This window comes from Pseudomonas sp. UTLPPB19802 (genome assembly GCF_059730225.1).
The window spans coordinates 5,368,922-5,392,632 of the sequence record NZ_AP048545.1 but is presented as its reverse complement, the minus strand read 5'-3'; the positions used below and the strand labels follow the sequence as shown (position 1 = coordinate 5,392,632).

25 protein-coding genes are annotated in these 23,711 nt (G+C 63.5%); 9 read left to right on the top strand and 16 right to left on the bottom strand.

Annotated elements, in window-relative coordinates:
• Positions 1–6: 6 nt before the first annotated feature.
• Positions 7–1,182, bottom strand: a complete 1,176-nt coding sequence (locus AC6I6U_RS23355) for an efflux RND transporter periplasmic adaptor subunit (protein WP_497878388.1) — start codon at positions 1,180–1,182, stop codon at positions 7–9.
• A 153-nt stretch (positions 1,183–1,335) separates the two neighbouring features.
• On the opposite strand from AC6I6U_RS23355, the gene AC6I6U_RS23350 reads away from it, so the two are divergent.
• Entirely contained in the window at positions 1,336–2,727 is a 1,392-nt protein-coding gene (locus AC6I6U_RS23350) for an ATP-binding protein (protein ID WP_497878387.1), read from the top strand.
• Positions 2,724–3,386 (top strand): response regulator, encoded by a 663-nt coding sequence (locus AC6I6U_RS23345; RefSeq protein WP_497878386.1) that lies wholly within the window; start codon positions 2,724–2,726, stop codon positions 3,384–3,386. The genes AC6I6U_RS23350 and AC6I6U_RS23345 overlap by 4 nt, the downstream gene beginning before the upstream one ends.
• A gap of 38 nt (positions 3,387–3,424) precedes the next feature.
• Here the strand turns inward: AC6I6U_RS23345 and AC6I6U_RS23340 are convergent, their stop codons facing one another.
• From AC6I6U_RS23340 to AC6I6U_RS23330, 3 genes are all read right to left on the bottom strand, one after another.
• Positions 3,425–4,648, bottom strand: coding sequence for a DUF1444 family protein (locus AC6I6U_RS23340; protein ID WP_497878385.1), 1,224 nt, complete (start codon positions 4,646–4,648; stop codon positions 3,425–3,427).
• A 120-nt stretch (positions 4,649–4,768) separates the two neighbouring features.
• Positions 4,769–5,518 carry a substrate-binding periplasmic protein gene (locus AC6I6U_RS23335; protein ID WP_497878384.1) on the bottom strand — a complete coding sequence of 250 codons (750 nt, stop codon included), beginning with the start codon at positions 5,516–5,518 and terminating at the stop codon, positions 4,769–4,771.
• A 192-nt stretch (positions 5,519–5,710) separates the two neighbouring features.
• Entirely contained in the window at positions 5,711–5,881 is a 171-nt protein-coding gene (locus tag AC6I6U_RS23330; RefSeq protein WP_497878383.1) for a CrpP family ICE-associated protein, read from the bottom strand.
• 214 nt (positions 5,882–6,095) lie between these two features.
• Here AC6I6U_RS23330 and vapB point away from each other — a divergent pair, with 214 nt between their 5' ends.
• Both vapB and vapC read left to right on the top strand, forming a co-directional pair.
• The gene (gene vapB, locus AC6I6U_RS23325) at positions 6,096–6,326 is read left to right on the top strand and encodes a type II toxin-antitoxin system VapB family antitoxin (protein ID WP_497878382.1); all 231 of its coding nucleotides are present in this window, start codon (positions 6,096–6,098) and stop codon (positions 6,324–6,326) included.
• Positions 6,326–6,736, top strand: coding sequence for a type II toxin-antitoxin system tRNA(fMet)-specific endonuclease VapC (gene vapC, locus AC6I6U_RS23320; RefSeq protein ID WP_497878381.1), 411 nt, complete (start codon positions 6,326–6,328; stop codon positions 6,734–6,736). The genes vapB and vapC overlap by 1 nt, the downstream gene beginning before the upstream one ends.
• 109 nt (positions 6,737–6,845) lie before the next feature.
• Here the strand turns inward: vapC and hpaI are convergent, their stop codons facing one another.
• The 8 genes from hpaI to AC6I6U_RS23280 form a co-directional block, all read right to left on the bottom strand.
• Positions 6,846–7,643 (bottom strand): 4-hydroxy-2-oxoheptanedioate aldolase, encoded by a 798-nt coding sequence (gene hpaI, locus AC6I6U_RS23315; RefSeq protein ID WP_497878380.1) that lies wholly within the window; start codon positions 7,641–7,643, stop codon positions 6,846–6,848.
• 16 nt (positions 7,644–7,659) lie between these two features.
• Positions 7,660–8,463 (bottom strand): 2-oxo-hept-4-ene-1,7-dioate hydratase, encoded by an 804-nt coding sequence (gene hpaH / locus AC6I6U_RS23310; protein WP_497878379.1) that lies wholly within the window; start codon positions 8,461–8,463, stop codon positions 7,660–7,662.
• 14 nt (positions 8,464–8,477) lie between these two features.
• Entirely contained in the window at positions 8,478–9,785 is a 1,308-nt protein-coding gene (locus tag AC6I6U_RS23305) for an MFS transporter (protein ID WP_497878378.1), read from the bottom strand.
• A 36-nt stretch (positions 9,786–9,821) separates the two neighbouring features.
• A complete protein-coding gene (locus tag AC6I6U_RS23300) occupies positions 9,822–10,232 on the bottom strand; it encodes a 5-carboxymethyl-2-hydroxymuconate isomerase (protein WP_497878377.1) in 411 nt (136 codons plus the stop codon).
• Positions 10,233–10,247: 15 nt separating this feature from the next.
• Positions 10,248–11,171 (bottom strand): 3,4-dihydroxyphenylacetate 2,3-dioxygenase, encoded by a 924-nt coding sequence (hpaD, locus tag AC6I6U_RS23295; RefSeq protein WP_497878376.1) that lies wholly within the window; start codon positions 11,169–11,171, stop codon positions 10,248–10,250.
• 87 nt (positions 11,172–11,258) lie between these two features.
• On the bottom strand, positions 11,259–12,719 hold the full coding sequence (hpaE, locus tag AC6I6U_RS23290; RefSeq protein WP_497883087.1) for a 5-carboxymethyl-2-hydroxymuconate semialdehyde dehydrogenase: 1,461 nt from the start codon (positions 12,717–12,719) through the stop codon (positions 11,259–11,261).
• Positions 12,720–12,724: 5 nt separating this feature from the next.
• Positions 12,725–13,504, bottom strand: a complete 780-nt coding sequence (locus tag AC6I6U_RS23285; RefSeq protein WP_497878375.1) for a fumarylacetoacetate hydrolase family protein — start codon at positions 13,502–13,504, stop codon at positions 12,725–12,727.
• Positions 13,501–14,172 carry a fumarylacetoacetate hydrolase family protein gene (locus AC6I6U_RS23280; RefSeq protein WP_497878374.1) on the bottom strand — a complete coding sequence of 224 codons (672 nt, stop codon included), beginning with the start codon at positions 14,170–14,172 and terminating at the stop codon, positions 13,501–13,503. The genes AC6I6U_RS23285 and AC6I6U_RS23280 overlap by 4 nt, the downstream gene beginning before the upstream one ends.
• Positions 14,173–14,326: 154 nt before the next feature.
• Between AC6I6U_RS23280 and hpaA the strand changes: the two genes are divergently transcribed.
• The 4 genes from hpaA to AC6I6U_RS23260 all read left to right on the top strand — a co-directional run bounded on the left by hpaA (position 14,327) and on the right by AC6I6U_RS23260 (position 18,118).
• A complete protein-coding gene (gene hpaA, locus AC6I6U_RS23275) occupies positions 14,327–15,235 on the top strand; it encodes a 4-hydroxyphenylacetate catabolism regulatory protein HpaA (protein ID WP_497878373.1) in 909 nt (302 codons plus the stop codon).
• Positions 15,236–15,416: 181 nt separating this feature from the next.
• Complete coding sequence (gene hpaR, locus AC6I6U_RS23270; protein ID WP_497878372.1) at positions 15,417–15,839, top strand: homoprotocatechuate degradation operon regulator HpaR; 423 nt, start codon at positions 15,417–15,419, stop codon at positions 15,837–15,839.
• Between the two features lie 120 nt (positions 15,840–15,959).
• Positions 15,960–17,129 carry a p-hydroxyphenylacetate 3-hydroxylase oxygenase component gene (locus AC6I6U_RS23265; protein ID WP_497878371.1) on the top strand — a complete coding sequence of 390 codons (1,170 nt, stop codon included), beginning with the start codon at positions 15,960–15,962 and terminating at the stop codon, positions 17,127–17,129.
• A gap of 62 nt (positions 17,130–17,191) precedes the next feature.
• Positions 17,192–18,118, top strand: a complete 927-nt coding sequence (locus tag AC6I6U_RS23260) for a p-hydroxyphenylacetate 3-hydroxylase reductase component (RefSeq protein WP_497878370.1) — start codon at positions 17,192–17,194, stop codon at positions 18,116–18,118.
• Between the two features lie 189 nt (positions 18,119–18,307).
• Here the strand turns inward: AC6I6U_RS23260 and AC6I6U_RS23255 are convergent, their stop codons facing one another.
• A complete protein-coding gene (locus AC6I6U_RS23255) occupies positions 18,308–18,715 on the bottom strand; it encodes a helix-turn-helix domain-containing protein (protein ID WP_497878369.1) in 408 nt (135 codons plus the stop codon).
• 247 nt (positions 18,716–18,962) lie between these two features.
• Between AC6I6U_RS23255 and AC6I6U_RS23250 the strand changes: the two genes are divergently transcribed.
• A complete protein-coding gene (locus AC6I6U_RS23250; RefSeq protein ID WP_497878368.1) occupies positions 18,963–19,424 on the top strand; it encodes a RidA family protein in 462 nt (153 codons plus the stop codon).
• Positions 19,425–19,443: 19 nt separating this feature from the next.
• Here AC6I6U_RS23250 and AC6I6U_RS23245 read toward each other — a convergent pair whose 3' ends face one another.
• The 3 genes from AC6I6U_RS23245 to AC6I6U_RS23235 form a co-directional block, all read right to left on the bottom strand.
• Positions 19,444–20,430, bottom strand: coding sequence for a LysR family transcriptional regulator (locus AC6I6U_RS23245; protein ID WP_497878367.1), 987 nt, complete (start codon positions 20,428–20,430; stop codon positions 19,444–19,446).
• Positions 20,431–20,493: 63 nt separating this feature from the next.
• Positions 20,494–21,186, bottom strand: a complete 693-nt coding sequence (locus tag AC6I6U_RS23240; protein ID WP_497878366.1) for a DUF1963 domain-containing protein — start codon at positions 21,184–21,186, stop codon at positions 20,494–20,496.
• Positions 21,187–21,567: 381 nt separating this feature from the next.
• Positions 21,568–23,691 carry a TonB-dependent siderophore receptor gene (locus AC6I6U_RS23235; RefSeq protein ID WP_497883086.1) on the bottom strand — a complete coding sequence of 708 codons (2,124 nt, stop codon included), beginning with the start codon at positions 23,689–23,691 and terminating at the stop codon, positions 21,568–21,570.
• Positions 23,692–23,711 lie beyond the last annotated feature (20 nt).

The following is a 23,711-nucleotide window of genomic DNA, read 5'->3' as shown; positions in this document are numbered from 1 at the left end:
TCTGCCTCAGTCAGTGCTGCCGTTGCGGGCGGTCAGGTTGGCGTCGGTGACGTGCACCTGCTGGCCGACGCGGACCTTCTGCAGGCCCTGGACGATCAACTGGTCGCCCGCGGACAGGCCCTTGCTCACCCACCAGCGATTGCCCACGGCGCGGGCCAGGGTCAGCTCGCGCTGCTCGACCTTGCCATCGACCACCACCAGCGCCGTGGCGCCGCCGCGCTCGTCGCGGCTGACGCCTTGTTGCGGCACCAGGATGGCGTCCGTTTTCACGCCTTCCTGCAACGTCGCCTTGATGTACATGCCCGGCAGCAGCAGGCCGTCCGGGTTCGGCACCAGAGCGCGCAGGGTCACGCTGCCGGTGCTCTCGTCCACGCTCACGCCGTTGAAGGTCAGGGTGCCCGCGTGGGCGTAGGTGCTGCCGTCTTCCAGTTGCAGGCTGATGCGGGTGGCATCCTTCTGCTCGGCGGGAGCGAGCTTGCCCTCGGCCAGTTCACGCTTGAGACGCAGCAGGGTGCTGCTGGGCTGGGTGAAGTCGACGTAGATCGGGTCCAACTGCTGTACGGTGGTCAGGGCAGTGGTCTGTTCGGCGGTCACCAGCGCGCCGGGCGTGACCGACGAGGTGGCGGTGCGGCCATCGATCGGCGCATTGATGCGGGTGTAGCCGAGGTTGATGCGCGCGGTGCGCAGCGCGGCCTGGGCCGACTGCAAGCTGGCACGGGCCTGCAGCAGCGAGGATTGGGCGCTTTCGTTGTCCTCGGCGCTGATGGCGTCGATTTTCACCAGGTCCGCGTCACGCTTGGCCTTCAGTTCCGCCGCCTTGAGGGTGGCCTGGGCCGAACTGACAGTGGCCTCGGCCTGGGCGACGGTGGCTTCGTAGGTCTGCGGATCGATCTGGTACAGGGCCTGGCCGGCCTTGACCGTTTCGCCTTCGACGAACAGGCGCTTGAGCAGGATGCCGCCGACCTGCGGGCGAATCTCGGCGACCAGGTGCGCAGTAGCGCGGCCGGGCAGGGTGGTACTCAGGGCCTGGGGGGCGCTGGTGACGTGATACACCGTCACGTCCTGCACGGGCGTGGCGGGAGCGGTTGGCGTGCTGTCGCGGCAGCCGTCGAGGACGATCAGCCCGGCGCTGAGCATCAGGGCGCGGGCCAGCGGGGAACGAATAGCGAAGAAGAAGGACATCCGAGGGACTCCGGACCAGGTAATTTTCAGTCCTCAGCCTGCTCGGCAAATGTGCAGCCAATGTGGAGAAATCTGGGAGATTTGCCGACGCGCCTTGCCGTGCCAGGGCTGCCGCGTTTCAATGGCGACAGTTTCGATTGTCCCGGCGGTACCATGAAAGTCAGCCTCTCCAGCAAGTTCTTCCTGGCCATGCTCGCGGTCTGCGCCTTCGCCGTGCTGGGCATGGTGTTCGCCGCCTACCTGAGCCTCAAGTACGGTTTTCTCGGCTACCTCAACCAGCAGGCCGAAGAGCGCATGGACCGCATCGTGCCGCGGGTGGAGCAGGCCTATGCCGCTCACGGTGACTGGGATTTCATTCGCCAGGACAAGGACCAGTGGTTCGAGCTGCTGCGCCCTGATGACGCAAGACCGGCCAAGTCCTTCGATCCCAGCCAACTGACCGTCTCGGACCTCACCGGTGCCTTCGTCCGCTTCGCCCTGCTCGACGAACAGCGCCAACCGATCATCGGCTACCAGGCCGCCGGGGAGATGTTGCTGCGGCCTATTCATGACCAGGGGCGTGTCGTCGGCTGGATGGCCCTGGCGCCGTTGCAGTCAGTGACCAGCGTCGGCGACAGGCGCTTCCAGCTCAACCAGTTGCGTTCCAGCCTGCTGATCGGCCTGGCCTGCCTACTGGCGACCGCGGTGATCGCCTGGTGGTTGAGCCGTGCGCTGCTGCGACCGATCCGCGAAGTGGCCCGCGCCACCCACCAACTGGCCGCTGGCGACTACGCGATCCAGGTACCGGTGCGCTCGCAGGACGAGGCCGGACAACTGGCCGGTGACTTCAACCGCATGGCCGCGACCCTGGCCAGCAACGAGCGCATGCGCCGTGATTTCATGGCCGACATCTCCCACGAGCTGCGCACGCCGCTGGCGGTGATGCGCGCCGAGCTGGAGGCCCTCGAAGACGGCATCCGCCCGTTGGATGCCACGGCGCTCAGCTCGCTGCAGGGCGAGGTCGGGGCACTGACCAAACTGGTGGACGATCTTTTCGACCTGTCCCTGGCCGAGGTCGGTGGACCAACCTACCGCCGCGAGCGTATCGACCTGCGGGTGCTGTTGCCGGTGGTGGCCGAGGCCTTTCGGGCCGGCTTTGCCGAACGTGGCCTGGCGCTGCGCCTGGAACTGCCGGAGCAGCCACTGTGGGTAATGGGCGACGAGTCGCGCCTGGGCCAGTTGCTGCACAACCTGTTGGAAAACAGTCGTCGCTACACTGACGCGGGCGGCCAGACCGTACTGCGAGCCCTGCAAGACGGCGACCGGGTGCTGGTGCAATGCGAGGACAGCGCGCCGGGCGTCGATGCGGCCTCGCTGGAGCGGCTGTTCGAACGCTTCTACCGCGCCGAACGCTCGCGCAACCGTGCCAGCGGCGGCACAGGCCTTGGCCTGGCGATCTGCCGTGGCATTGCCGACGTGCACGGTGGCAAACTCAGTGCGAAGGCATCGAGCCTGGGCGGCCTGCTGTTGAGCCTGGAACTACCTGTGGCGGGGGATGAAGCATGAGCCGGATTCTGTTGGTGGAAGACGAACCCAAACTCGCCGCGCTGGTGGGCGACTACCTGCGCGCCGCCAGCTTCGAGGTCGAGCACCTGGCCGATGGCCTGGCGGTGGTCCCGGCGGTCCGGCAGAAACCCTACGACCTGATGCTGCTCGACCTTATGCTCCCTGGCCGCGACGGCCTGGACATCTGCCGCGAGCTGCGCGGCTTCAGTCGCCTGCCGATCATCATGATGACCGCGCGGGTCGACGAGATCGACCGCCTGCTCGGATTGGAACTGGGCGCCGACGACTACATCTGCAAGCCGTTTTCCCCGCGCGAGCTGGTGGCGCGAGTGAAAGCCGTGCTACGCCGAAGCGGAACGCAGGCGACCAATTTTGGCCTGGAACTCGATGCCCAGACCTTCCAGGCCCGCTACCAGGGCGTGGCGCTGGACCTGACCCCGGTGGAATTTCGCATGCTCGCCGCACTGGCGGAGCGGCCAGGTCAGGTGTTGTCCCGCGACCAGTTGATGAACCACATCTACCAGGACAACCGCGTGGTCGCCGACCGCACCGTGGACAGCCATGTGAAGAACCTGCGGCGCAAGTTGACGGCCATTACGCCGGGGATCGATCCGGTTCGGTCGGTGTATGGAGTGGGGTATAGCCTGGAGTGTGAGTAGGAGGGGACTCTCTGCGGGAGAGGAGTCCCCGTTTCCCATCAGCCCAGCAGTGTCAGCCCCTGTAACTGCTCGCCGGTAGGAAATCCAACCGTGCGATACCGCGGCGGATAGACATCGGCTGGCGTCAGCAGTGCGCCGACCTTGGGTATCAGCTCATCCCATTCGAACACCTGAGTCCTGGCGCCGCCATCCGCCTGCGGTTCCACCAGCACCACCCGGTCGGTCTTGGGCAGCAGGCTATCGACGCTCTGGGTCCAACTGCACATCGAGAAGGTCCGGCTGTCGTCCTCCGAGCGCTGGTAGAGCATGTAGGACGCGACGAACACGTCCTCGCTCTGTTCTTCATGAATCTTGTCGAGCAGTTCCTTCTGCGTGTGATAAGTGCCTTGCAGAAGCAAGTGTTCCAGGGTCGCCAGGCGTGCTTTTAGCGCTTCGTCCTCGGCCTGGAAGGGAACGATCTGCTGGTCCTGGTAGGTGTAGATCTGGCTGGACACGGCACGGCCGTTTTCCATGGCCTTGAAGGCGACCTCGACCATCTGCGTGATGCCTTGCTCGTCCTTGTCACCGGTTACCATCAGCACGTCGTTGGTGGGGATCATGAACACCGGCCGGCCCTTGATCGGTGCCCGTTGCAACACGTCCGGCAGCAGGGCGCGGCTGATGTCGTAACCATCGTTCCAGCGACCGACATAGAGTCCCGGAATGATTTCCTCGAAGGCCTGCGCCGTCGTATCACGCAGGTTGTCCACGGCAATCGCCAGCGCTTCGTCGAGGCTCACGCCCCAATGGTCCTCGGGGCCCCTGGTCAGGGTGGCGGTGGATTCCGGTGAGTCGACCGCCAGCAGCATCACGCAGTCCTTGCCCACGGGGCGGTGGACTATCGTGTAGGGTGCGCTCCAACCTTCGCTGCGGACATGGTGCAGGCGCACTTCATCCAGCATGCCAAGGTTGCGAATGACCGGCCGCAAAGTGGGGCGAACCTGTTCGAAGGTCTGCGGCGTTTTATCCTTGGTGCTGAGCAGTGTCGCGACATACCCATTGAGCACGGCGGCCTTGTGCGACTTGTCGGCCTTCTGATAGTCGCGAAACGCGTTGTGCAGGTTGAAGTAGCCGCCGTCGCCGTGCAGGAGTCGAAACTCGTCGGGCACATACTCGAGGTTGCCGCCATAGCCGGCCTGGCGGACCGCCTGGATGAACTTCTGGGCGAACCCGTCTTCGGTCAGTGGGCGATTGAAGAGTTTGCCGAGTAGCGTGCCGAACATGGGCGGGATCCTCCTTGAATGCAAATGGGTCATGGTGCTGGGTGAAGCGGTTGGGGTAAAGCCCTTGTGCCAAAACTCTGCTTTGGCTGAGTCCGGAAGCGGCGTGTCACGAGAGGGCAGTCACGGCCCGATGGACTGCACGTAGCGATTCTGGATGCTTTCCAGTTCGCCCGAATGGCGCATTTGCTCCAGGGCGCGGGCCCAGTGGGCGACCACCTTGTCGTCGGAGTCGAGGCTGAAGGCGATGTAGAGCGAGGAGCGATACAGTTCGATGGGAATCTGCCGCAGCGCGCCGGGGAAGATGCCCAACTGGCGGGTGTAGTAGGCCACCCCTGCGTCGGTGTCGCCCACGACGATGTCGGTGCGTCCGGCCAGCAGCATGCGGTAGAGCTGCTGGCTGCCGGTGGCGCTTTTCTCGAGGTTTCTGAAACCTTGTGCCTGCAGCGTCTCGGGTATCAGGCCGGCATGTCGGGTGGTGATGCGTGGCGCCAGCATCAACTGCTCCAGGGTACTGACCGGCTGCTTGGTACTGGCGAGCTGATAGGGATGGATGGATTCTTCCACGATAGGCCCGACCCATTTGTACAAGGGCTCGCGCTCCGGCGTGCGAAACATCGAATACATGATGGTCCTGGGCTGGTGCTGCAGGGAGCGGGTGGCGCGCATGCTGGGGACCACCTCTATCTCGAAGTCATCGCCGGTAATCGCCATGATGCCGCGCACGACCTCGGTGGCCATGCCGGTGAGTTGGTCGTTTTCCAGGTAGTTGTACGGCGCCCACTCTTCGGTGACGACCTGGTAATGCTCAGCCCTGGCGGGATGGCCGGGCAACAGACAGAGCAGCGCTGCAATCAGTACTGAATACTTCACGTCATGGGCCTGGTGGGCTGTGCGGCGATCAGGGAAGGGTATGACTCAACGGGTAGCGTGAGTATAGACACTAAACACCTGGGAACAGTTCGCAGGGTGCGATGATGCGCGGTTGGCTACGATTGACGATACGCAGAGTTGCCAATGTCCATGGCGGGTTGAGAACGGCGTCGATGGCGTTTCATCGCAAGCCTAGAGAAAGTCGAAACCCAGCTGCTGCTCCTGGGCAAACCCCTTGAGCCAGGAAGACTGCATCGCCGGATGCTGGTAGGGGCAGTGGAAGACCTTCCAGCCCTTGCGTGCCGCATCGGCGCCCGCGGCCCTGATGGCCAGGTGCGGATTGTTGAAACGACGTCTGTCCAACGGTTTCGGAACGCTTGCTGTTTGACTCACCGGCACAGTCTCCCAAGGCAGCAGGTGAGTCAAACAATAGCATCCGTGTGTTGCAACTGTGAGGGGCGCCGTGCCTGTATTTTGGCTGGGTTCGCAATGCAAGATATCAACGACATATCCCATTGACATATCCCATAGTGAAACTACTATGGGATATACGTTTGAGATATCCCGTGAGGTGACTATGGAACAGGGGTCCGTTTTTCAGAGTAATCGTAGCCAGGCGGTGAGGTTGCCTAAGTCTGTCGCGCTTCCTGACGCGGTGAAGCGTGTCGATGTGGTCGCGATCGGTCGTACGAGAATCATCACTCCCGCTGGAGAGTCCTGGGACAGTTGGTTCGAGGGTGAGGGTGTCACTGCCGACTTCATGATGGATCGAGAGCAGCCTGCTGATCAGGACCGAGAGGCGTTTTGATGCTCAAATTCATGCTCGACACCAACATGTGCATCTTCACGATCAAGAATCGCCCGGAACAGGTTCGTGAGGCATTCAAGCAGCACCACGGGCAGATGTGCATCAGCACTGTCACGTTGATGGAGCTGATCTACGGCGCCGAAAAGTCCTCTAACCCTGAGCGCAACCTGGCTGATGTCGAGGGCTTCGCGGCACGCCTGGAAGTGCTGGCTTATGATCAGGCGGCAGCTGCACACACCGGCCAGCTTCGCGCGGAGCTGGCCAGGGTTGGTCAGCCAATTGGCCCCTACGACCAGATGATTGCAGGGCACGCCCGCTCCCAGGGACTCATTGTCGTGACCAATAACCGTCGCGAATTTGACCGCGTACCTGGGTTACGAGTTGAGGATTGGGCTGCTCCCACTACTTGACAGGGGAATGGGAGGCTACCACCTGATATGAAAAACTCTGCGCCGCCCTTTCGTTGCGGTTTGGTGGCTCAACACTCGCAGGTGGCATTGCCTCCCTGAAAACAACGGGTCAGTAGACACCGCCCCCCGAAGTGCCGGGCTGCTCGGTGCCCTTGAAGCGCGCCGCCAATGTCTGCAAACCGCGCATCAGCACCGTGGTATCAACGCCCACCGCGACGAACAGCGCGCCGAGTTCCAGGTAGCGTCGCGCCAGTTTCTCATCGGCACTCAGGATGCCCGCCGCCTTGCCGGCCTTGCTCACTCGCAGGATGGCATCCTCGATCGCCGCCTGGACTTCCGGATGGCCAGGATTGCCGCGATGGCCCATCGAGGCCGACAGGTCCGCCGGGCCGATGAACACCCCGTCCACACCCTCGACCGCAGCGATTTCATCGAGGTTGGCCAGGCCCTCGCGGTTCTCGATCTGTACCAGCAGGCACATCTGTTCATCGGCCTTGTCCAGGTAGCCGGGCACGGTGTTCCAGCGCGAGGCCCGGGCCAGGGCGCTGCCCACGCCGCGGATGCCCTTGGGCGGATAGCTGATGGCGCGGACCAGTTGTCGTGCCTGCTCGGCGGTTTCCACCATCGGCACCAGCAGGGTCTGGGCGCCGATGTCCAGCACCTGCTTGATCAGCGCAGTGTCGCCAATGACCGGGCGGATCACCGGCTGCGACGGATACGGCGCGACCGCCTGCAACTGGCCGAGCAGGCTGCGCAGGTCGTTCGGCGCGTGTTCGCCGTCGATGAGCAGCCAGTCGAAGCCGGCATTGGCGGCCAGTTCCGCGCAGTAGGCGTCGGCCAGTCCCAGCCAGAGGCCGATCTGCGGCTCCCTGGCCTTGAGGCGGGCCTTGAAGGTATTGATCAACATGAGCGTGTCCTCCGGTTCAGACGAAGCGGCAGGCGATGCTGCCGAGCAGGTCGTAGTCGACGTGGAAGGTGTCGCCAGGGTTGGCGGCGACCGGCCGGGTGAACGAGCCACCGAGGATGATCTGGCCCGGCTGCAGAGTGACGTCGTACGGTGCCAGCTTGTTCGCCAGCCAGGCCACGCCCTTGGCCGGGTGGTTGAGTACGGCGGCGCTGACCCCGGATTCCTCGATCACGCCATTGCGGTACAGCACGGCTGGCACCTTGCGCAGGTCGATCTCGGTTGGGCGCACGGCGCGGCCGCCCATGACCACGCCGGCGTTGGCGGCGTTGTCGGAGATGGTGTCGAAGACCTTGCGGGTGGCCTTGGTCTGCGGATCGACCTGCTGGATGCGTGCGTCGATGATTTCCAGGGCGGGGATCACCCACTCGGTGGCATCGAGCACATCGAACACCGTGCAGTTCGGGCCTTTGAGCGGCTTGCCGAGGATGAACGCCAGCTCCACTTCAACCCGTGGGACGATAAAGCGCTCGAAAGGAATGTCGCTGCCTTCGTCGAACAGCATGTCGTCGAGCAGCGCGCCATAGTCCGGCTCGGTGATGTTCGACGACACCTGCATGGCCCGCGAGGTCAGGCCGATCTTGTGGCCGACCAGCTTGCGCCCGGAGGCGATCTTCTTGGCGACCCAGGCGCGCTGGATGGCGTAGGCGTCCTCGAGGGTGATGGCGGGGTGGTCGAGCGAGAACTGGCGGACCTGTTCGCGCGAACGTTCAGCCTGGTCGAGGCGGGCGGCGGCTTGCTGGATGAAGGTGGAGTCGAGCATGGGCAAAATCTCTCTCAAGGGTTGACGGTGGCGGCCCGGGTGCGCAGCACCAGCAGGCCGCCGAAGGCGATGAACAGGGCCAGGATGTGCAGGGCCAGGCTCGGGCTGTGGGTGGTGTCGCGCATCCAGCCGATGAAATAGGGGGTGAGGAACGAGGCGATGCTGCCCAGTGAACTGATCAGGGCGATGCCGGTGGCCTGGGTGCGGTCGTTGAGGTAGGCCGGTGGCAGTTGCCAGAACATCGGCAGGGCAGCACTGGCACCCATGCCGGCGATGATCAGCCCGGTCATGACCGGCAGCGGTTGTTCCGGGGCAAGGCCGGCCAGGGCAATGCCGACGGCGCCCATCAGCAGCGGCACGCACAGGTGCCAGCGGCGTTCCCGGCGACGGTCCGAGGAGCGGCCGCAGGCGAGCATGAACACGCAGCCGATCAGGTAGGGCAAGGCGCTGAGCAGGCCGACGCTGGCGTCGTTGCCGATGCCGGCACCATGAATAAGGCTCGGCATCCAGAAAGCGAGGGTGTTGACCGCGAGCATCACCGCGCAATAGATCGCCACCAGCAGCCAGATGGCCCGGTTCGCCAGCAGGCCACCGAAGGAAGTGACCACCTTGCGCTGCTCTTCACGACCGAAGGCCTCGCGCAGGGCGGCTTTCTGCTCGCTGTCGAGCCAGGTCACGGTTTCGAAATGCTCGGGCAGTCGTGCCAACACCACCAGGCCGAGCGCAATCACCGGAGCACCTTCAAGTAGAAACATCCACTGCCAGCCGGCCAGGCCACCGGTGCCATGCATCAGGCTGAGAATGGCGCCCGACAACGGCCCGCCGACCACGCCCGCCAGGGGCACGGCGATCGCGAACAGTGCGGTGACCTGCGCCCGGCGCCCCGCCGGGTACCAGCGGTTGAGGTACACCAGGATGCCCGGGAAGAAGCCGGCCTCGGCCGCCCCGAGGGCAAAGCGCAGCAGGTAGAACACGCCGCTGCTGTCGATCAGCAGCATGCTGGTGGATAACGCGCCCCACACCACCATCAGCGTGGCGATCCAGCGCCGTGGGCCGACCCGCTCCAACGCCAGGTTGCTCGGCACGCCGAACAGTGCATAGGCGATGAAGAACAGCCCGGCACCAAGGCCGTAGACCGTGTCGCTCAGGTGCAGGTCGGCGGCCATCTGCATCTTGGCGAAGCCGATGTTGATGCGGTCCAGGTGCGCAAACAGGTAGCACACCAGCAGCAGCGGGATCAGGCGCCAGGTCACCTGGCGGTAAACGCTGGCAGCAGGGTCCTGTGCCGCGCACAGGGTCGAGGCAGGGTGGGTCGTGCTCATGGTCTTGTACTTTTTATGGGATGAGACGGGATAGGCTCAGGCGCGGCCGTTGAACAGCGGGTGCAGGCTGCTGTGCTTGCCGTCGTAGACCTGGGCCTGGCTTTCGTCGATCTGCAGGGTGATGCCGATCGGTCGTCGTTTTACCAGGGGATCCAGGACTTCCTTGAGCACCGCCAGCAGGCTGTCGCCAACCGCGCTGTGCACGGCGCCGCTGCGCCCCAGGCCCATGCGCAGGTTGGCGTAGAGAAAGCCGTGGTTGCCCTGGCCGTCGGCCACCGCGCAGTGTGCGGCGGGGTAGGCCAGCACACGGGTGCCGCCGGTGGGGAACACCGGCTTGCCGCTTTCGTCGCGGGCCTGGAGCATGGTGTCGGCCAGGCGGCGGCACAGCGCTGGAATGTCGGCCTCGGCTTCAAGGTCCGGGGTGTACAGCAATACCAGATGGGGCATGAGCGGCTCCTGGGTTCAAAGGCGGCTGGCAAGGCCGACCGACGCGGGGTTGGAGGCCTGGGCGGCGGGGATCGACGAGCCGTCCTGAGGCGTGACCGGGAACACGGCGTTGATCTGCCCGGTACCGGAGGAGCCGAAGTACGGTGTCAGCACTTCGGCCTTGCCGTCGTAGTCGGACCAGCCCAATGCGCCGAGCAGCATCGCGGTGTCGTGCATGAAGCCTTCGCCATGACCCTTGGACGCGTATTCCGGGAGCATCGCGCAAAAGTCCGCCCACTCGGCGTCTTCCCACATCTTCACCACGCGGTGGTCGAGGGTTTCCAGGAACGGGCTCCAGACCTTGGTGGCGAAGTCCGGCGCCTGGCCGTTCTGGGCAAAACGGTGGGACAGCGAGCCGCTGGCGAGGAACGCCACGGTGCCGTCGTAGTGATCCTCGACCGCCTTGCGCATGGCCCAGCCCAGGCGCGCGCTGTCGGCGAGAAAGTGCGAGGTGCACAGGGCGGAGACCGAGACCACCTTGAAGTGCTGGTCCTGGTTCATGTAGCGCATCGGCACCAGCGTCCCGTATTCCGGGCCCAGGGTGGTGGCGTGGTGGGCCATGGTCTCGACACCGAAGCGGTTGCAGGTGTCGGCGAGGAGCTTGCCCAGTTCGCTATTGCCGGGAAATTCGTAGGGCATGTTGCTGATGAAATGCGGCAGCTCGTTGCTGGTGTACACGCCCTGGTAACTCGGGCTGCAGAGCACGTGGTAGTTGGCGTTGACCAGCCAGTGGGTGTCGAACACGACGATGGTGTCCACGCCCAGTTCGCGGCAGCGCCGGCTGATCTCGTGGTGCCCGTCGATGGCGGCCTGGCGGAAACCCTGGCGTGGGCCCGGCAGTTCGGACAGGTACATGGAGGGCACGTGGGTGATCTTGGCGGCCAGTGCGAGCTTGCCCATGGGGTTCTCCGGTAGTTGATTGTTCTTGTTGGTCCTGCGGGAGTCGGTCGTGCCGGCTCCCGCAGGGTGCAGCCTGCTGTCTCGGCTTTATACACCCCAGCGCGGGATGTGGTGGCTGCCCATGGAGATGCAGACGTTCTTGATCTCGGCGAACACCTCGAAGCTGTACTGGCCACCTTCGCGGCCGGTACCCGAACCCTTCACGCCGCCGAACGGCTGGCGCAGGTCGCGCACGTTCTGGCTGTTGATGAACACCATGCCGGCCTCGATGCCACGGGCCAGGCGATGGGCCTTGCCGATGTCCTGGGTCCAGATGTAGGAGGCCAGGCCGTACTCGGTGTCGTTGGCCAGCTTGAGCGCTTCGGCTTCGTCCTTGAACGGGATCAGGCAGACCACCGGGCCGAAGATCTCTTCCTGGGCAATACGCATGCTGTTGTTCACGTCGGCGAACACGGTCGGCTGGATGAACTGACCTTTCGCCAGGTGCGCCGGCAGGTTGGCCGGACGCTCCAGGCCACCGGCGAGCAGGGTGGCGCCTTCCTCGATGCCGATGCGGATGTAGCCGGTGACCTTGTCGTAATGCTGCTGGGTGATCATCGAGCCGACCTGGGTCTTCGGGTCGGTCGGGTCACCGACGATCAGGCGCTTGGCCCGTGCGGCGAACTCGGCGACGAACTGCGGGTAGACGCTTTCCTGGATGAAGACCCGGCTGCCGGCGGTGCAACGCTCGCCGTTGAGCGAGAAGATGGTGAACAGGGCGGCGTCCAGTGCACGCTCCAGATCGGCGTCTTCGAAGATCAGCACCGGCGACTTGCCGCCCAGCTCCATCGAGTATTTCTTCAGGCCGGCGGTCTGCATGATCTGCTTGCCGGTGGCGGTGCCGCCGGTGAAGGAGATGGCGCGCACGTCCGGGTGACGGACCAGGGCGTCGCCGGCGGTGGCGCCGTAGCCCTGGATCACGTTCAGCACGCCGTTGGGAATGCCGGCTTCGACCGCCAGGCGGCCCAGCTCGTTGGCGGTCAGCGGCGACAGCTCGGACATCTTCAGCACGGCGGTGTTGCCCAGCGCCAGGCACGGCGCGGTCTTCCAGGTGGCGGTCATGAACGGCACGTTCCACGGCGACACCAGGCCACAGACACCCACCGGCTGGTACAGGGTGTAGTTGAGCATCTGGTCGTCGACCGGGTAGCTGTGGCCGTCCATGCGGGTGCAGACTTCGGCGAAGAAATCGAAGTTGTGCGAGGCACGCGGGATCAGCACGTTCCGGGTCTGGTGGATCGGCAGGCCGGTGTCCAGGGTCTCCAGCTCGGCCAGGTGCGGGACGTTCTGGTCGATCAGCTCACCGAGCTTGCGCATCAGTCGGGCGCGTTCCTTGGCCGGGGTGTTGGCCCACTTCGGAAAGGCTTCCTTGGCTGCCGCCACGGCCTGGGCGACCTCCTCGGCGCCGCCGCTGGCGACCTCACCGATGGCTTCGCCGGTGGCCGGGTTGTAGTTGACGAAGGTGTCTTTGCTTTCGACCTCACGGCCGTTGATCCAGTGCTTGATCATGCTGCTCATGCCTTGTTGTTCTTGACGTTGTTCTTGAAGAAGTCCGCTTCGCTGACGATGCGGTTGACCAGGCGCCCCACGCCCTCGACTTCCACCACCACTTCATCGCCCGGCACCACGTCGGCCAGGCCCTCCGGCGTGCCGGTGGCGATCATGTCGCCGGGCTGCAGGGTCATGAGGCTGGAGAAGTATTCGATCAGGTACGGAATGTCGAAGATCATGTCCGCGGTGGTGCCTTCCTGCTTCAGCTCACCGTTGATCCAGGTGCGCAGTTTCAGGTTCGACGGGTCCGGCACATCGGCGACATCGACGATCCACGGGCCGACTGGAGTGGTGGCGTCGCGATTCTTCACCCGCAGGTTGGGGCGGTAGTAGTTTTCCAGGTAGTCGCGGATCGCGTAGTCGTTGCACACGGTGTAGCCGGCCAGGTACTGCAGGGCGTCCTCGCGCTTGACGTTCTTCGCCGGCTTGCCGATCACCGCGACCAGCTCGCACTCGTAGTGCATGTAGGTGACGCCATCCGGGCGCCAGGTCTGCTGGTTATGGCCGGTGTAGGTGCCCGGCGACTTGATGAACGCCAGCGGTTCGGTCGGCGGGGTGAAGGCCAGCTCACGGGCGTGGTCGGCGTAGTTCAGGCCCAGGGCGAACATGTTGCCGTTGGCCGGTGGCAGCCAGGTGACCTGCTGCTCGCCGAGCACGCGGCCGTCTTCCAGGCGCACGCTGTGGTCGTCGTTGACCTGCACCGCGTGCACGTTGCCTTCGAACAGGATACGGGCGTGTTTCATGGGCGTGGCTCCTGCTCACTGAGGATGTGGTTGGTCAGGCGGCCCAGACCTGTGATCTCGACGTCGACCCGGTCGCCCGGCTGCACATCGACGCGGCCTTCCGGGGTGCCGGTGATCAGCACGTCGCCGACCTCCAGGGTCATGAACTCGCTCAGTTCGGCAATCAGTTTCGCCACGCCACGCACCTGGTTGGCGGTGGTGTTTTCCTGCACGACTTCGCCGTTGACCAATAGCTTGAGGGTCAGCGCCTGCGGGTTGGGCACGTCCTGGGTCGGTACCAGCACCGGGCCGAGAGCACAGAAACCATCGCGGCACTTGGCCTTGACCGCCGGGCGGTAGTAGCTGTCTTCCGGCAGGCTGAATTCGTTGGCGATGGTGTAGCCGGCTACATGCTCCAGGGCCTGGGCCTCGCTGACCCGGCTGGCACGCTTGCCGATCACCACGGCCAGGGCCGGGCCCGGCTGCAGGCGCTCGCCGGCAGGTTGTTCGACGGTGCCGTCGTGCTGGTTGCGGGTGTTGGGCGTCTTGATGAACAGCACCGGCTTGACCGGTGGTTTCTGGTAGGGCGCCGCGTTGAACTCAGGCAGGCGCTGGGCTAGCAGGCCTTGGTAGTTCAGGGCGATGCCGAACAGCGTTCCGTGGGCCGTGTCGTACAGGCTTCGGGGCATCTCGATCTCCTGGAAGGGCCTGGGGCCCGATATTGTTAATGTGTTAACGTTATAATTAAGATGTTAACGATCGTCAAGCGAGGTCGCGCCCGGCCAACTGTTCAAAGTCGGTAAAAGCGCGCAGCATGCCGGCATAACAACAAGGAATTTCCTGATGCGCAGCGAACGTTCGCCCATCCCCAACATCAACATCGGGCAGGTCTACGACCAGCGTTACAGCGATGCCGAGATCCATTACGACCGCCTGAGCAACCTGGCCGGTTTCTTCGGTCGCAACATGCCGGTGCACCGGCACGACCGGTTCTTCCAAGTGCACTACGTCAAGAGCGGCGCGGTGCGCGTCTACCTGGACGACCGCCAGTTCGTCGAAAGCGGGCCGATGTTCTTCCTCACGCCGCCGACCATCCCGCATGCCTTCGTTACCGAGTTCGACGCCGACGGGCACGTGCTGACCGTGCGCCAGCAACTGGTCTGGCAACTGCTCGAAGAAGACCCGGCGCTCGCGCCGCCACCGCCGATGGCACCGGCCTGCGTGGCCCTGGATCGACTTGAGGGCGACCAGTTGGCCGAGGCCAGGCGCCTGGAACTGATGTTCGACGCGCTGCGGGAAGAGATCGAAGGGCAGGCCAGTGGTCGCGCCCCGGCGCTGCATGCACTGACGCGGCTGGTGCTGATCAGCCTGCTGCGGCTGTCGGCGCATTCGCTGACGGCGCAACCGGCGCGGCATGAGGACCTGCAAGTGTTCCATCGCTTCAACGCGCTGATCGAGGCGCACTACCTCGAACACCTGCCACTGGCGGCCTATGCCGAGCGCCTGGGCGTCACCGAGGCACGATTGAACGACATCTGCCGGCGTATCGCCGACCTGTCTTCCAAGCGCCTGGTGCTCGAGCGCCTGATGCAGGAAGCCCGGCGCCTGCTGCTGTTCACCGGCCACTCGGCCAACGAGATCTGCTACCAGCTCGGCTTCAAGGACCCGGCCTATTTCAGCCGGTTCTTCCAGCGCTATGCGCAGATGACGCCGGGCGAGTATCGGCAGCGCCAGGGCGGTTTCAGGGGATGACGGCATCGGTGCAGCCTTGGGGTAAGAGCCTTTGTGCCGTTATCGTGGCGGCGCCCGGAACCGCGGCCAATGCCTTTTCCGGGCAAGCGCTGGTACTTTCCATGAACGACGCAGGCGTCGCTTGCCACCGCCTGTCGCCGGCTCGTAAGCTGATCGGCCTTTCACTGACCTTGTCCTGAACATGCCCGTGCCACGTCCCTCACTGACCCTGTCGTTGCTCCAGGCCCGCGAAGCCGCGATGGCCTTTTTCCGTCCTTCGCTCAACGCCCATGACCTCACCGAGCAGCAGTGGCGGATCATCCGCATCCTGCGTCAGAACGGCGAGCTGGAGAGTTACCAGTTGGCCGAGAAGGCCTGCATCCTCAAGCCGAGCATGTCCGGTGTGCTGGTGCGGATGGAGCGCGACGGACTGGTGCGCCGCTTCAAGTCCAACGAGGACCAGCGGCGCATGTTCGTCGCCCTGACCGACGCCGGCCAGCAGCGTTTCGTCGAGATGGCCGACGACATGGAATTGAACTACCAGCGCCTGGTGTCGCGCCTGGGCGAAGACAAGCTGGCGCTGCTCAACGAGCTACTCGACGAGCTGAAAGCCATCGAGCCGTAAGAGCGATCGGGACACCGACAGGGTCGTGGAAAGTACAATCGGCCCTGTGAAACGTCCATTTTCCAAGTGGGGGCTGCGGGAAATACTGGAGGGGAATCCAATAATAATTCGGTACCCCCCATGAAACAGCCCAACCCGCTGCTCGAAGACCTCAAGGCCATTCTGCCGACCATCGCCGCCAATGCCGCGCAGGCGGAACAGGACCGCCAGGTACCTGCCGAAAATATCGCCCTGCTCAAACAGATCGGCCTGCACCGGGCGTTCCTGCCCAAGGTCTACGGCGGCCTGGAAATCTCCCTGCCGCAGTTTTGCGACTGCATCGCGCTGCTGGCCGGCGCCTGTGCCAGCACCGCCTGGGCGATGAGCCTGCTGTGCACCCACAGCCACCAGATGGCGATGTTTTCCAAGCAGATGCAGGACGAAATCTGGGGTGAAAACCCTGACGCCACCGCCAGCAGTTCGATCGCGCCGTTCGGCAAGGTCGAGGAAGTTGAAGGCGGGGTGATGTTCAGCGGCCAGATGGGCTGGAGCAGCGGTTGCGACCATGCCGAGTGGGCGATTCTCGGTTGCCGCCGGACCAACAACGAAGGCGGCCAGGACTACTGCTTCGCCGTCCTGCCGCGTAGCGACTACCAGATCCGCGACGACTGGTTCTCCGCCGGCATCAAGGGCAGCGGCACCAAGACCCTGGTCGTCGACAACGTGTTCGTGCCCAACCATCGCATCCAGAAAGCCAAGGACATGATGGAAGGCAAGTCGGCCGGCTTCGGTCTGTACCCGGACAGCAAGGTCTTCTATTCGCCGTACCGTCCATACTTCGCCAGCGGTTTCGCCACCGTCAGCCTGGGCGTGGCCGAGCGTATGCTCGACGCCTTCAAGGAAAAGACCCGCAACCGCGTGCGCGCCTACACCGGTGCCCAGGTCGGTGCCGCCACCCCGGCGCTGATGCGCCTGGCCGAGTCGACCCACCAGGTCGCCGCCGCACGGGCCTTCCTGGAAAAGACCTGGGCCGAGCACGCCGAACACAGCGAAGCCCATCGCTACCCGAGCCGCGAGACCCTGGCCTTCTGGCGGACCAACCAGGGCTACGCGGTGAAAATGTGCATCCAGGCCGTCGACCGGCTGTTCGAGGCCGCCGGAGGCGGGGCGTGGATGGAGTCCAACGAACTGCAACGCCTGTGGCGCGACTCGCACATGACCGGCGCCCATGCCTACACCGACTACGACGTCTGTACGCAGATCCTCGGCCGCGAGCTGATGGGCCTGGAACCCGATCCGAGCATGGTCTGAAACCGCTCCATCCATAACAACAATCGAGAGGGCTGCCCGTGGGGCGGCTCCGGGAGTCTTGCATGTCCGTTGAATTCGATTCGCGCGCGTTTCGCCGCGCGCTGGGTAACTTCGCCACTGGCGTGACCGTGGTCACTGCGGCCACCGCCGACGGTCGCCGGGTCGGCGTCACCGCCAACAGCTTCAACTCGGTGTCGCTGGAGCCGGCGCTCATTCTCTGGAGCCTGGACAAGCGCTCGGGCAGCCTGGAGGTGTTCGAGCAGGCCAGCCACTTCGCGGTGAACATCCTCGCCGCCGACCAGATCGACCACTCCAATCACTTCGCCCGCAGCAAGGACGATCGCTTCGCCGAGATCGAGCATGAACTGGGCGAGGGCGGGGCACCGCTGCTGGCTGACTGCGCCGCACGCTTTCGCTGTGAAAAGTACCAGATGGTCGACGGTGGCGATCACTGGATCCTGATCGGCAAGGTGGTGGCCTTCGACGACTTCGGCCGTGCGCCACTGCTGTATCACCAGGGCGCCTACTCAATGGTGCTGCCGCACACCCGCATCACCCAGCCGGACCTCGCGGAGCGCCCGAGCAGCCACTTCCAGGGCCGCTTGCGCGACAACCTCTACTACCTGATGACCCAGGCAGTGCGCTGCTACCAGGGCAGCTACCAGCCACGGCAACTGGCAACCGGCTTGCGCACCAGCGAAGCGCGCATGCTGATGGTGCTGGAGAACGACGCCGGCCTGAGCCAGGCCGAACTGCTGCGCGAAGTGGCGATGCCCCAGCGCGAAGTGGAGGAGGCCATCGCCAATCTGTGCCGCAAGGGGCTGGTCACCGAGGCAGAGGGGCGTGTGAAGCTCACGGTCGCAGGCATCGACCAGACCGAGGCGCTGTGGACCATTGCGCGGGAGCAGCAGGAACGGGTGTTCAGCCAGTTCGATGACGAGCAGGTGGCGAACTTCAAGCAGGTGCTGCAGGCGATTATCTCGGCCTGAGAAATGAGCCGACGCCACGTAATGACAGGCGTTTTGCGCTGAAGCGACTGGCCTATTCGCGGCGGTTCGGCGCCCCGACAAGTCCTGCTCCTACAGGACGGAGGCGACCACAAACGTTGTGAACGCCCCAGCACTGTAGGAGCAGGGCTTGCCCGCGAAGCTCTTGATCTTTAACCGGCCGGTCCATCGTCATGCAGACCGGAGACTGGTGCTCGGATAGGTAGCTTGTTGCCTCCAGGAGTAGGGCGTCACCCCTTCGGCTTTCAGGAAGGTTCTGGAAAAGTGCGCCTGATCGCAGAAGCCACATTCAAGCGCGATATCGACCAGCAGCATCCGCGAACGACTCAGCAGCTCCTTGCTCTTCCTGAGCCGCTGTTCGCGCAGCCACTCCCGGGGAGGGAGCCGGGTGCTTTCCTTGAACATGCGGGTAAAGTGACTGCGTGACAGTGCACAGGCTTGTGCGACCTCCGTCACCGATATTCCGCGATCCAGATGATCCAACATCAACCGCTTGGCCGTGCTGACCTGCCATGGCTTGAGCCGTCCTGGCAGATCCACTTCCACAGTCGCCAACACGGTGCAATCGTCACTGTTCATGGAGATCCATTTCCCCTGGTTGTTAGATGTTTGGGTCAGGCAGCGTGCAGCCCTGAGACCTCGGGTGAGGAGAGTTCTCTGGGCGGGTTGTCGCCAAGTGCCGGCAAAAGATAACGAAACTTGCGTCGAATGGATGGCGCATTTTTGCGCTCTTGGGGGCGCATTAATGCGCCCTAAGTGGCCTGCTTCGCGGTGCTAGCATCCGTGTCACTCGGATCACATCGATCCCACTCGCCAGGAGAACCCAATGGCTGCTTCACGACCTTTCAACGACGACACCGCCTACTGGGGCGTTCCATGGGAAGACAGCTACGGTTATCCGCAGGCGCGGCGGGTCGGGAACGAGATCTTCGTTTCGGGGCAGTTCAACCATGACGAAGAGGGCAACCTGGTCGCCCCCGCGCCGCTGGATGCCGACGGTAGGCCGAGCGATTACTCCTCGATGGGAGAACAGATGCGGGTCTCCTACGACAACATTTCCAAGCTGCTCGCCCTGTATGGCGCCACGCTGCAGGATGTCGTCGAAGAGACGCTGTATGTGCTGGACATGGACGCGGCCTTTGCCGTTGTCGGCAAGGTGCGCAAGGCCGCCTACGGCATGGAACGCCCCCAGGCGGCCAGTAACATCATCGGGGTATCGCGACTCGCCCAGCGGCCGCAACTGATCGAGATCGTGTGCCGGGCGGTGATCGGCGCGCAGGCCCGGTAATCCGTGCCCGAGTTACGACCTACGAGGCCTGGAAAGGCTGATGTCCTTCCACGAGGGGCTTCAGGTCGGCCACGGCCGCTGCGCAGAAGGTCATGAAGGCCTTGACCCGCCAGGACTTCCTGATGTCCTGGTGGGTGAGCAGCCATAGCTCGTCCTGCAGCTCGCGCACCACAGGGCCGACGCGAACCAACCCTGGGGTGATGTCGCCCAGCATGCAGGGCAGAAAACCAAAACCCAGGCCGGCCGCGATGGCCGCGCTGGCGGCGGCAACCGAGTCGGTGCGGTACGAGATACGCTCCGGGGCCACCCGGCACTCGACATGGTTCGTCGCCTTCAAACCCTGTAAGCCGCCGGAGTAGGACACCCATGACTGGCCCTCCGTGAAGGGATCGGCAGTGACCGCCTGCTTGACGGTGCCATAAGGGGCCCAGGCGATATTGGCCAGCTTGCGACCCACCAGCGTGTCCGCCGGCTTTCGAGTGGCACGCACGGCAATATCCGACTCATCCCTGGCCAGGCTCAACGTCTGGTTGCCCACCAGCACTTCAATCGTGATGCCTTCGTTGAGGGCTTTGAAATTCGCAATGATCGGGGTGAGAAAGTACAGGAGCAGTGAGTCGCTGGTCGTGATGCGCAGTTTTCCCAGAGGCCCCTGGCCGGCACGGGAAACCCTGCGGGTGACACTGACGATATCCAGCTCGACGCGCTCGGCCAGCGCACGCAACTCCGCACCTTCGGCCGTCAGCAGGTAGCCCGCCTTTCGGTGATCGAATAGCGCCACCCCGAGTGATTTCTCAACCTGAGAGAGCCGCCGCGACACGGTGGAGACATTGATGCCGAGTTTCTTGGCCGTGTCCGCGCGATTACCACAATCACTCAGGGTCTTGATGATCCGCAAATCGTCCCACGAGAGCTGGCCGACAGCCTCGCCAGCATCCCATTTGGGGCCTTGGGGAGCAGCAGGGGCAGGCGAAATACTTCCAGGTGACGACTTCACGTAAACCATTCCAGATAGAGTGCGCTGATGATACGAGAAGGGGCCGGTTCAACCAATATGGCGAAAACTCCCTCAGTAGAAGTCGTAGTAAAGCTGCCATTCCCCCGTCACCGCATGTTTCCAGAACATCAGGCTGCCGTTGTCCACCACGTTCAACTGGATCTTGGCATCGGACGACACCTGGAACACGAACTCGAACCCCTCCCCTGGGTCAACGCCCGACTGGCAAAACGAGGGATAGCCGCCGATCTTGTGCTCGTAAACATGGGTGATCAGGTCGTAGTAACTGTCTATCGTCCCGGCCCGCTCGAGTTCGAGTATTTCATCTTCAAGCGCTTCGGGAACGCCACCGCCATCCCATAACGGAAAGTCTTCCATCAACTCGGCCTTCAAGGGAAAAGCCTTGAGCGGTGAGTCAGCCACGCAAAGCGACTTGTTGACCAGGACATCGGTCTCGCCGTACTCCCTGATCAACCAGTTTTCGCCCATGGGCTCAAAGTGCTCTGGAAACTCCCTGGAAATGAATAAGGTGAGTACACGAACGTTGGCCAGTGCCGGGCAGGTGTACGGCAGGCTGGGCAGGTGAAACTGCGCATAGGGCAGCATTTGCTCACCCGCGGCGTTCACAGGGATGGTTTCATCAGGTCGGAACAGGAAGACCTTGCCCAGCCAGCTTTCGTCGTGCGCATGGGTGGGGCGAAATCCACCGGCGACAAATTTTGTGGCTGGCCTTGCCAGGCGCAGCTTGATTTCTTCGATATCCATTCGGGCGTCAACTTGATCGGGGAAAATCGGCAGGGGAGCATACCATCTGCAGGGAAGCAGACATTTTGATCATGCCCAGAGGTGAGTGTGTATGGCTACCGGGTCACTGACCGCCACGTCACCAGCCCATCTAGGTCATGGTCGGACTTCAGGTAATTGAGCATGTTTTGCGCCTCGGCCTTTTCTTCAAACGGGCCTAAGAAAATATGGGGCTGGACGCCGAGCATGCCGAGCGCCCGACCAGAGGCGGCACTCGGACCGCCTGCCGAAAACCGCCTCGAACGCCTGACAGACGACGGACAAAGCGTGGTAGCCCCTGCTCAGGCCGGGATCCTCACGACCCCGAACCCGAGCCCGAATAGCTGCGATTCAACCCTTGGCTCAAAGGTTGTAATTGACGCTGAACATCACATTGCGCGGCTCGCCTGGCATGACCCAGTACCAGTCATAGGCCCGCTCGTAATATTTTTCGTCGAAGAGGTTGTTGACGTTCACCCCCAGCGTGACCTGTTCGCTGACCTTGTAGTGCGCCAGCAGGTCGACGGTGGTGTAGGAGGGCAGTTCGAAGCCGCTGTCGTTCGAGTTGCCGGAGCGATCACCCACGTAATTGACTGCGGCACCGATATCCGAACCGCGCAGCCAGCCGTTCTGGAACTCGTAGACGCCCAGCAGGCTGCCGCTGTGCTTGGCAACACCGAGCAGGCGGCTGCCCTTGGGCGTGTCTTGCTCGTCCTTGGTGGTCTCGGCATCGATGTAGGCGTAGCTACCGATCAGGCGCAGCGCGTCGGTGAGCTGACCGGTCACCTGCAGATCGATACCCTGGCTGCGTACTTGTTGCGAAGTACGGTTGTAGTTCGGGTCAATCGGGTCAGCGGAAAGCACGTTCTTCTTCTCGATGTGGAACGCGGCCAGGGTGGCATCCAGGCGACCGTCGAACAGTTCGAGCTTGGTACCCGCCTCGTAGCCGATACCTTCCTCGGGATCGAACGTCTTGCCAGTACGACTCAGGCCACTGTTGGGCTTGAAGGTGGTGGAGACGTTGCCGAACAGACCGACTTGCGGGGTCAGTTGGTAAAGCAGGCCGGCCCGACCGGTCACTTCGTTGTGGGTTTGCCGGCTGTCGGTGCCACCAGGACGCTGGTTGTGGTTGTCCTGTTCGACACGGTCCACGCGCATGCCCAGCACGCCGCGCAGGTTGTCCGTCAGCAGCAGTTGATCCTGAAGGTTGAGGGCGTAGTTCCTGGTCTGCTCGGTGTAGTCGGTACCGGTGTTGGCATCGCTCGGCTTGGCCTGACCATAGATCGGATTGTAGGGATTGACTGCATAGCTGTCCGGCGAGTTGCTGGACGTGACCCGCTGGCTGAGTCGATAGTTTTCGTACTCCACGCCTATCAGCAACTGGTGCTCGATACTGCCGGTCTGTAGTTTACCCAGCAGTTCGGCCTGACTGATGCTGTCGTTCCAGTCCATGTCGCGCTGCCGGTAGCGCCGCTGCAGCAGGCTGCTGTCGGCACTGCTGAAACGCCGAGCCTCGGTAGCGGCACCATTGAGCAAGCCGCTTTTGTAGTGGCTGGCCACACGCAGTTGCCAGTCATCATTGAGGTAATGCTCCAGGCGTACCTGCAGCAGGTCGTTGTCGTTATCGATATGGCCGTCGTTGGGCTCGCCGAGGAAGGTCGAGCGCGAGGGCGCCGAGCGTCCATCCTGCGGCACGACCAGACCACGGTCGAAGACGCTGTTGTTACGCACGAATTCGGTTTCTATCAGCAGGCGCGTGTCCGGATTCAACTGCCAGCTCAGGCTCGGGGCCACCAGGTATTTTTCGTTACCGACGTGGTCGCGGAAGCTGCCATTGTTTTCAGACACCACATTGAGGCGGCCGAGCAGATTGTGCTGGTCGTCCAAGGCACCGTTGACATCCATGGTGCCGCGGTAACGGTCCCAGCTACCGGCGCTCGCAGAGAAACGGGCGAAGGTATCGTCCTGCGGCTTCTTGCTCACCAGGTTGACCAAGCCCCCCGGATCGCCACGGCCGTAAAGGCTGGAGGCCGGCCCCTTGAGTACCTCGACCCGCTCCAGGGTGGCACCGTCCGGGCTGTTGGGATAACCGCGGTTGGCGCTGAAACCATCGCGGTAGAACTCCGAAGTGGTAAGGCCTCGCACGCTGTATTCATACAGCGTCAAACCACCGAAGTTGTTCTGCTTGGAAACGCCACCGGCGTAATCGAGGGCGCGTTCGACGTTGGCGCTGCCCAGGTCCTGCAGCACCTTGGCAGGTACCACGCTGATGGCCTGAGGCACCTCGCGCAGTTCGCTGTCGGTCTTGGTCGCGGTGGCCGAGCGCGTGGCACGATAGCCCACAACCGGCCCCTCGGCGGTTTCCTGATGATATTGCCCATCTACGACGGTGGCTTCGAGCTCCATCGTGGCAGCGGGCTGTGCAAGGCATGAAAAGCTGAGGAGACCGGCAGGAACACCACCGAGTCGGATGAAGGCACGCAAAATGAAATCCCTAACAAAATTGT

Bases quoted from the DNA above. Each gene is read 5' to 3' on its own strand.
- vapB (WP_497878382.1), top strand. From the start codon at position 6,096: ATGGAACAGGGGTCCGTTTTTCAGAGTAATCGTAGCCAGGCGGTGAGG.
- vapC (WP_497878381.1), top strand. From the start codon at position 6,326: ATGCTCAAATTCATGCTCGACACCAACATGTGCATCTTCACGATCAAG.
- hpaI (WP_497878380.1), bottom strand. From the start codon at position 7,643: ATGTTGATCAATACCTTCAAGGCCCGCCTCAAGGCCAGGGAGCCGCAG.
- AC6I6U_RS23280 (WP_497878374.1), bottom strand. From the start codon at position 14,172: ATGCCCCGAAGCCTGTACGACACGGCCCACGGAACGCTGTTCGGCATC.
- AC6I6U_RS23355 (WP_497878388.1), bottom strand. From the start codon at position 1,182: ATGTCCTTCTTCTTCGCTATTCGTTCCCCGCTGGCCCGCGCCCTGATG.
- AC6I6U_RS23305 (WP_497878378.1), bottom strand. From the start codon at position 9,785: ATGAGCACGACCCACCCTGCCTCGACCCTGTGCGCGGCACAGGACCCT.
- hpaH (WP_497878379.1), bottom strand. From the start codon at position 8,463: ATGCTCGACTCCACCTTCATCCAGCAAGCCGCCGCCCGCCTCGACCAG.
- AC6I6U_RS23300 (WP_497878377.1), bottom strand. From the start codon at position 10,232: ATGCCCCATCTGGTATTGCTGTACACCCCGGACCTTGAAGCCGAGGCC.
- AC6I6U_RS23240 (WP_497878366.1), bottom strand. From the start codon at position 21,186: ATGGATATCGAAGAAATCAAGCTGCGCCTGGCAAGGCCAGCCACAAAA.
- AC6I6U_RS23340 (WP_497878385.1), bottom strand. From the start codon at position 4,648: ATGTTCGGCACGCTACTCGGCAAACTCTTCAATCGCCCACTGACCGAA.
- hpaD (WP_497878376.1), bottom strand. From the start codon at position 11,171: ATGGGCAAGCTCGCACTGGCCGCCAAGATCACCCACGTGCCCTCCATG.
- hpaR (WP_497878372.1), top strand. From the start codon at position 15,417: ATGCCCGTGCCACGTCCCTCACTGACCCTGTCGTTGCTCCAGGCCCGC.
- AC6I6U_RS23250 (WP_497878368.1), top strand. From the start codon at position 18,963: ATGGCTGCTTCACGACCTTTCAACGACGACACCGCCTACTGGGGCGTT.
- AC6I6U_RS23345 (WP_497878386.1), top strand. From the start codon at position 2,724: ATGAGCCGGATTCTGTTGGTGGAAGACGAACCCAAACTCGCCGCGCTG.
- hpaA (WP_497878373.1), top strand. From the start codon at position 14,327: ATGCGCAGCGAACGTTCGCCCATCCCCAACATCAACATCGGGCAGGTC.
- AC6I6U_RS23285 (WP_497878375.1), bottom strand. From the start codon at position 13,504: ATGAAACACGCCCGTATCCTGTTCGAAGGCAACGTGCACGCGGTGCAG.
- AC6I6U_RS23265 (WP_497878371.1), top strand. From the start codon at position 15,960: ATGAAACAGCCCAACCCGCTGCTCGAAGACCTCAAGGCCATTCTGCCG.
- AC6I6U_RS23260 (WP_497878370.1), top strand. From the start codon at position 17,192: ATGTCCGTTGAATTCGATTCGCGCGCGTTTCGCCGCGCGCTGGGTAAC.
- hpaE (WP_497883087.1), bottom strand. From the start codon at position 12,719: ATGATCAAGCACTGGATCAACGGCCGTGAGGTCGAAAGCAAAGACACC.
- AC6I6U_RS23255 (WP_497878369.1), bottom strand. From the start codon at position 18,715: ATGAACAGTGACGATTGCACCGTGTTGGCGACTGTGGAAGTGGATCTG.
- AC6I6U_RS23350 (WP_497878387.1), top strand. From the start codon at position 1,336: ATGAAAGTCAGCCTCTCCAGCAAGTTCTTCCTGGCCATGCTCGCGGTC.
- AC6I6U_RS23245 (WP_497878367.1), bottom strand. From the start codon at position 20,430: ATGGTTTACGTGAAGTCGTCACCTGGAAGTATTTCGCCTGCCCCTGCT.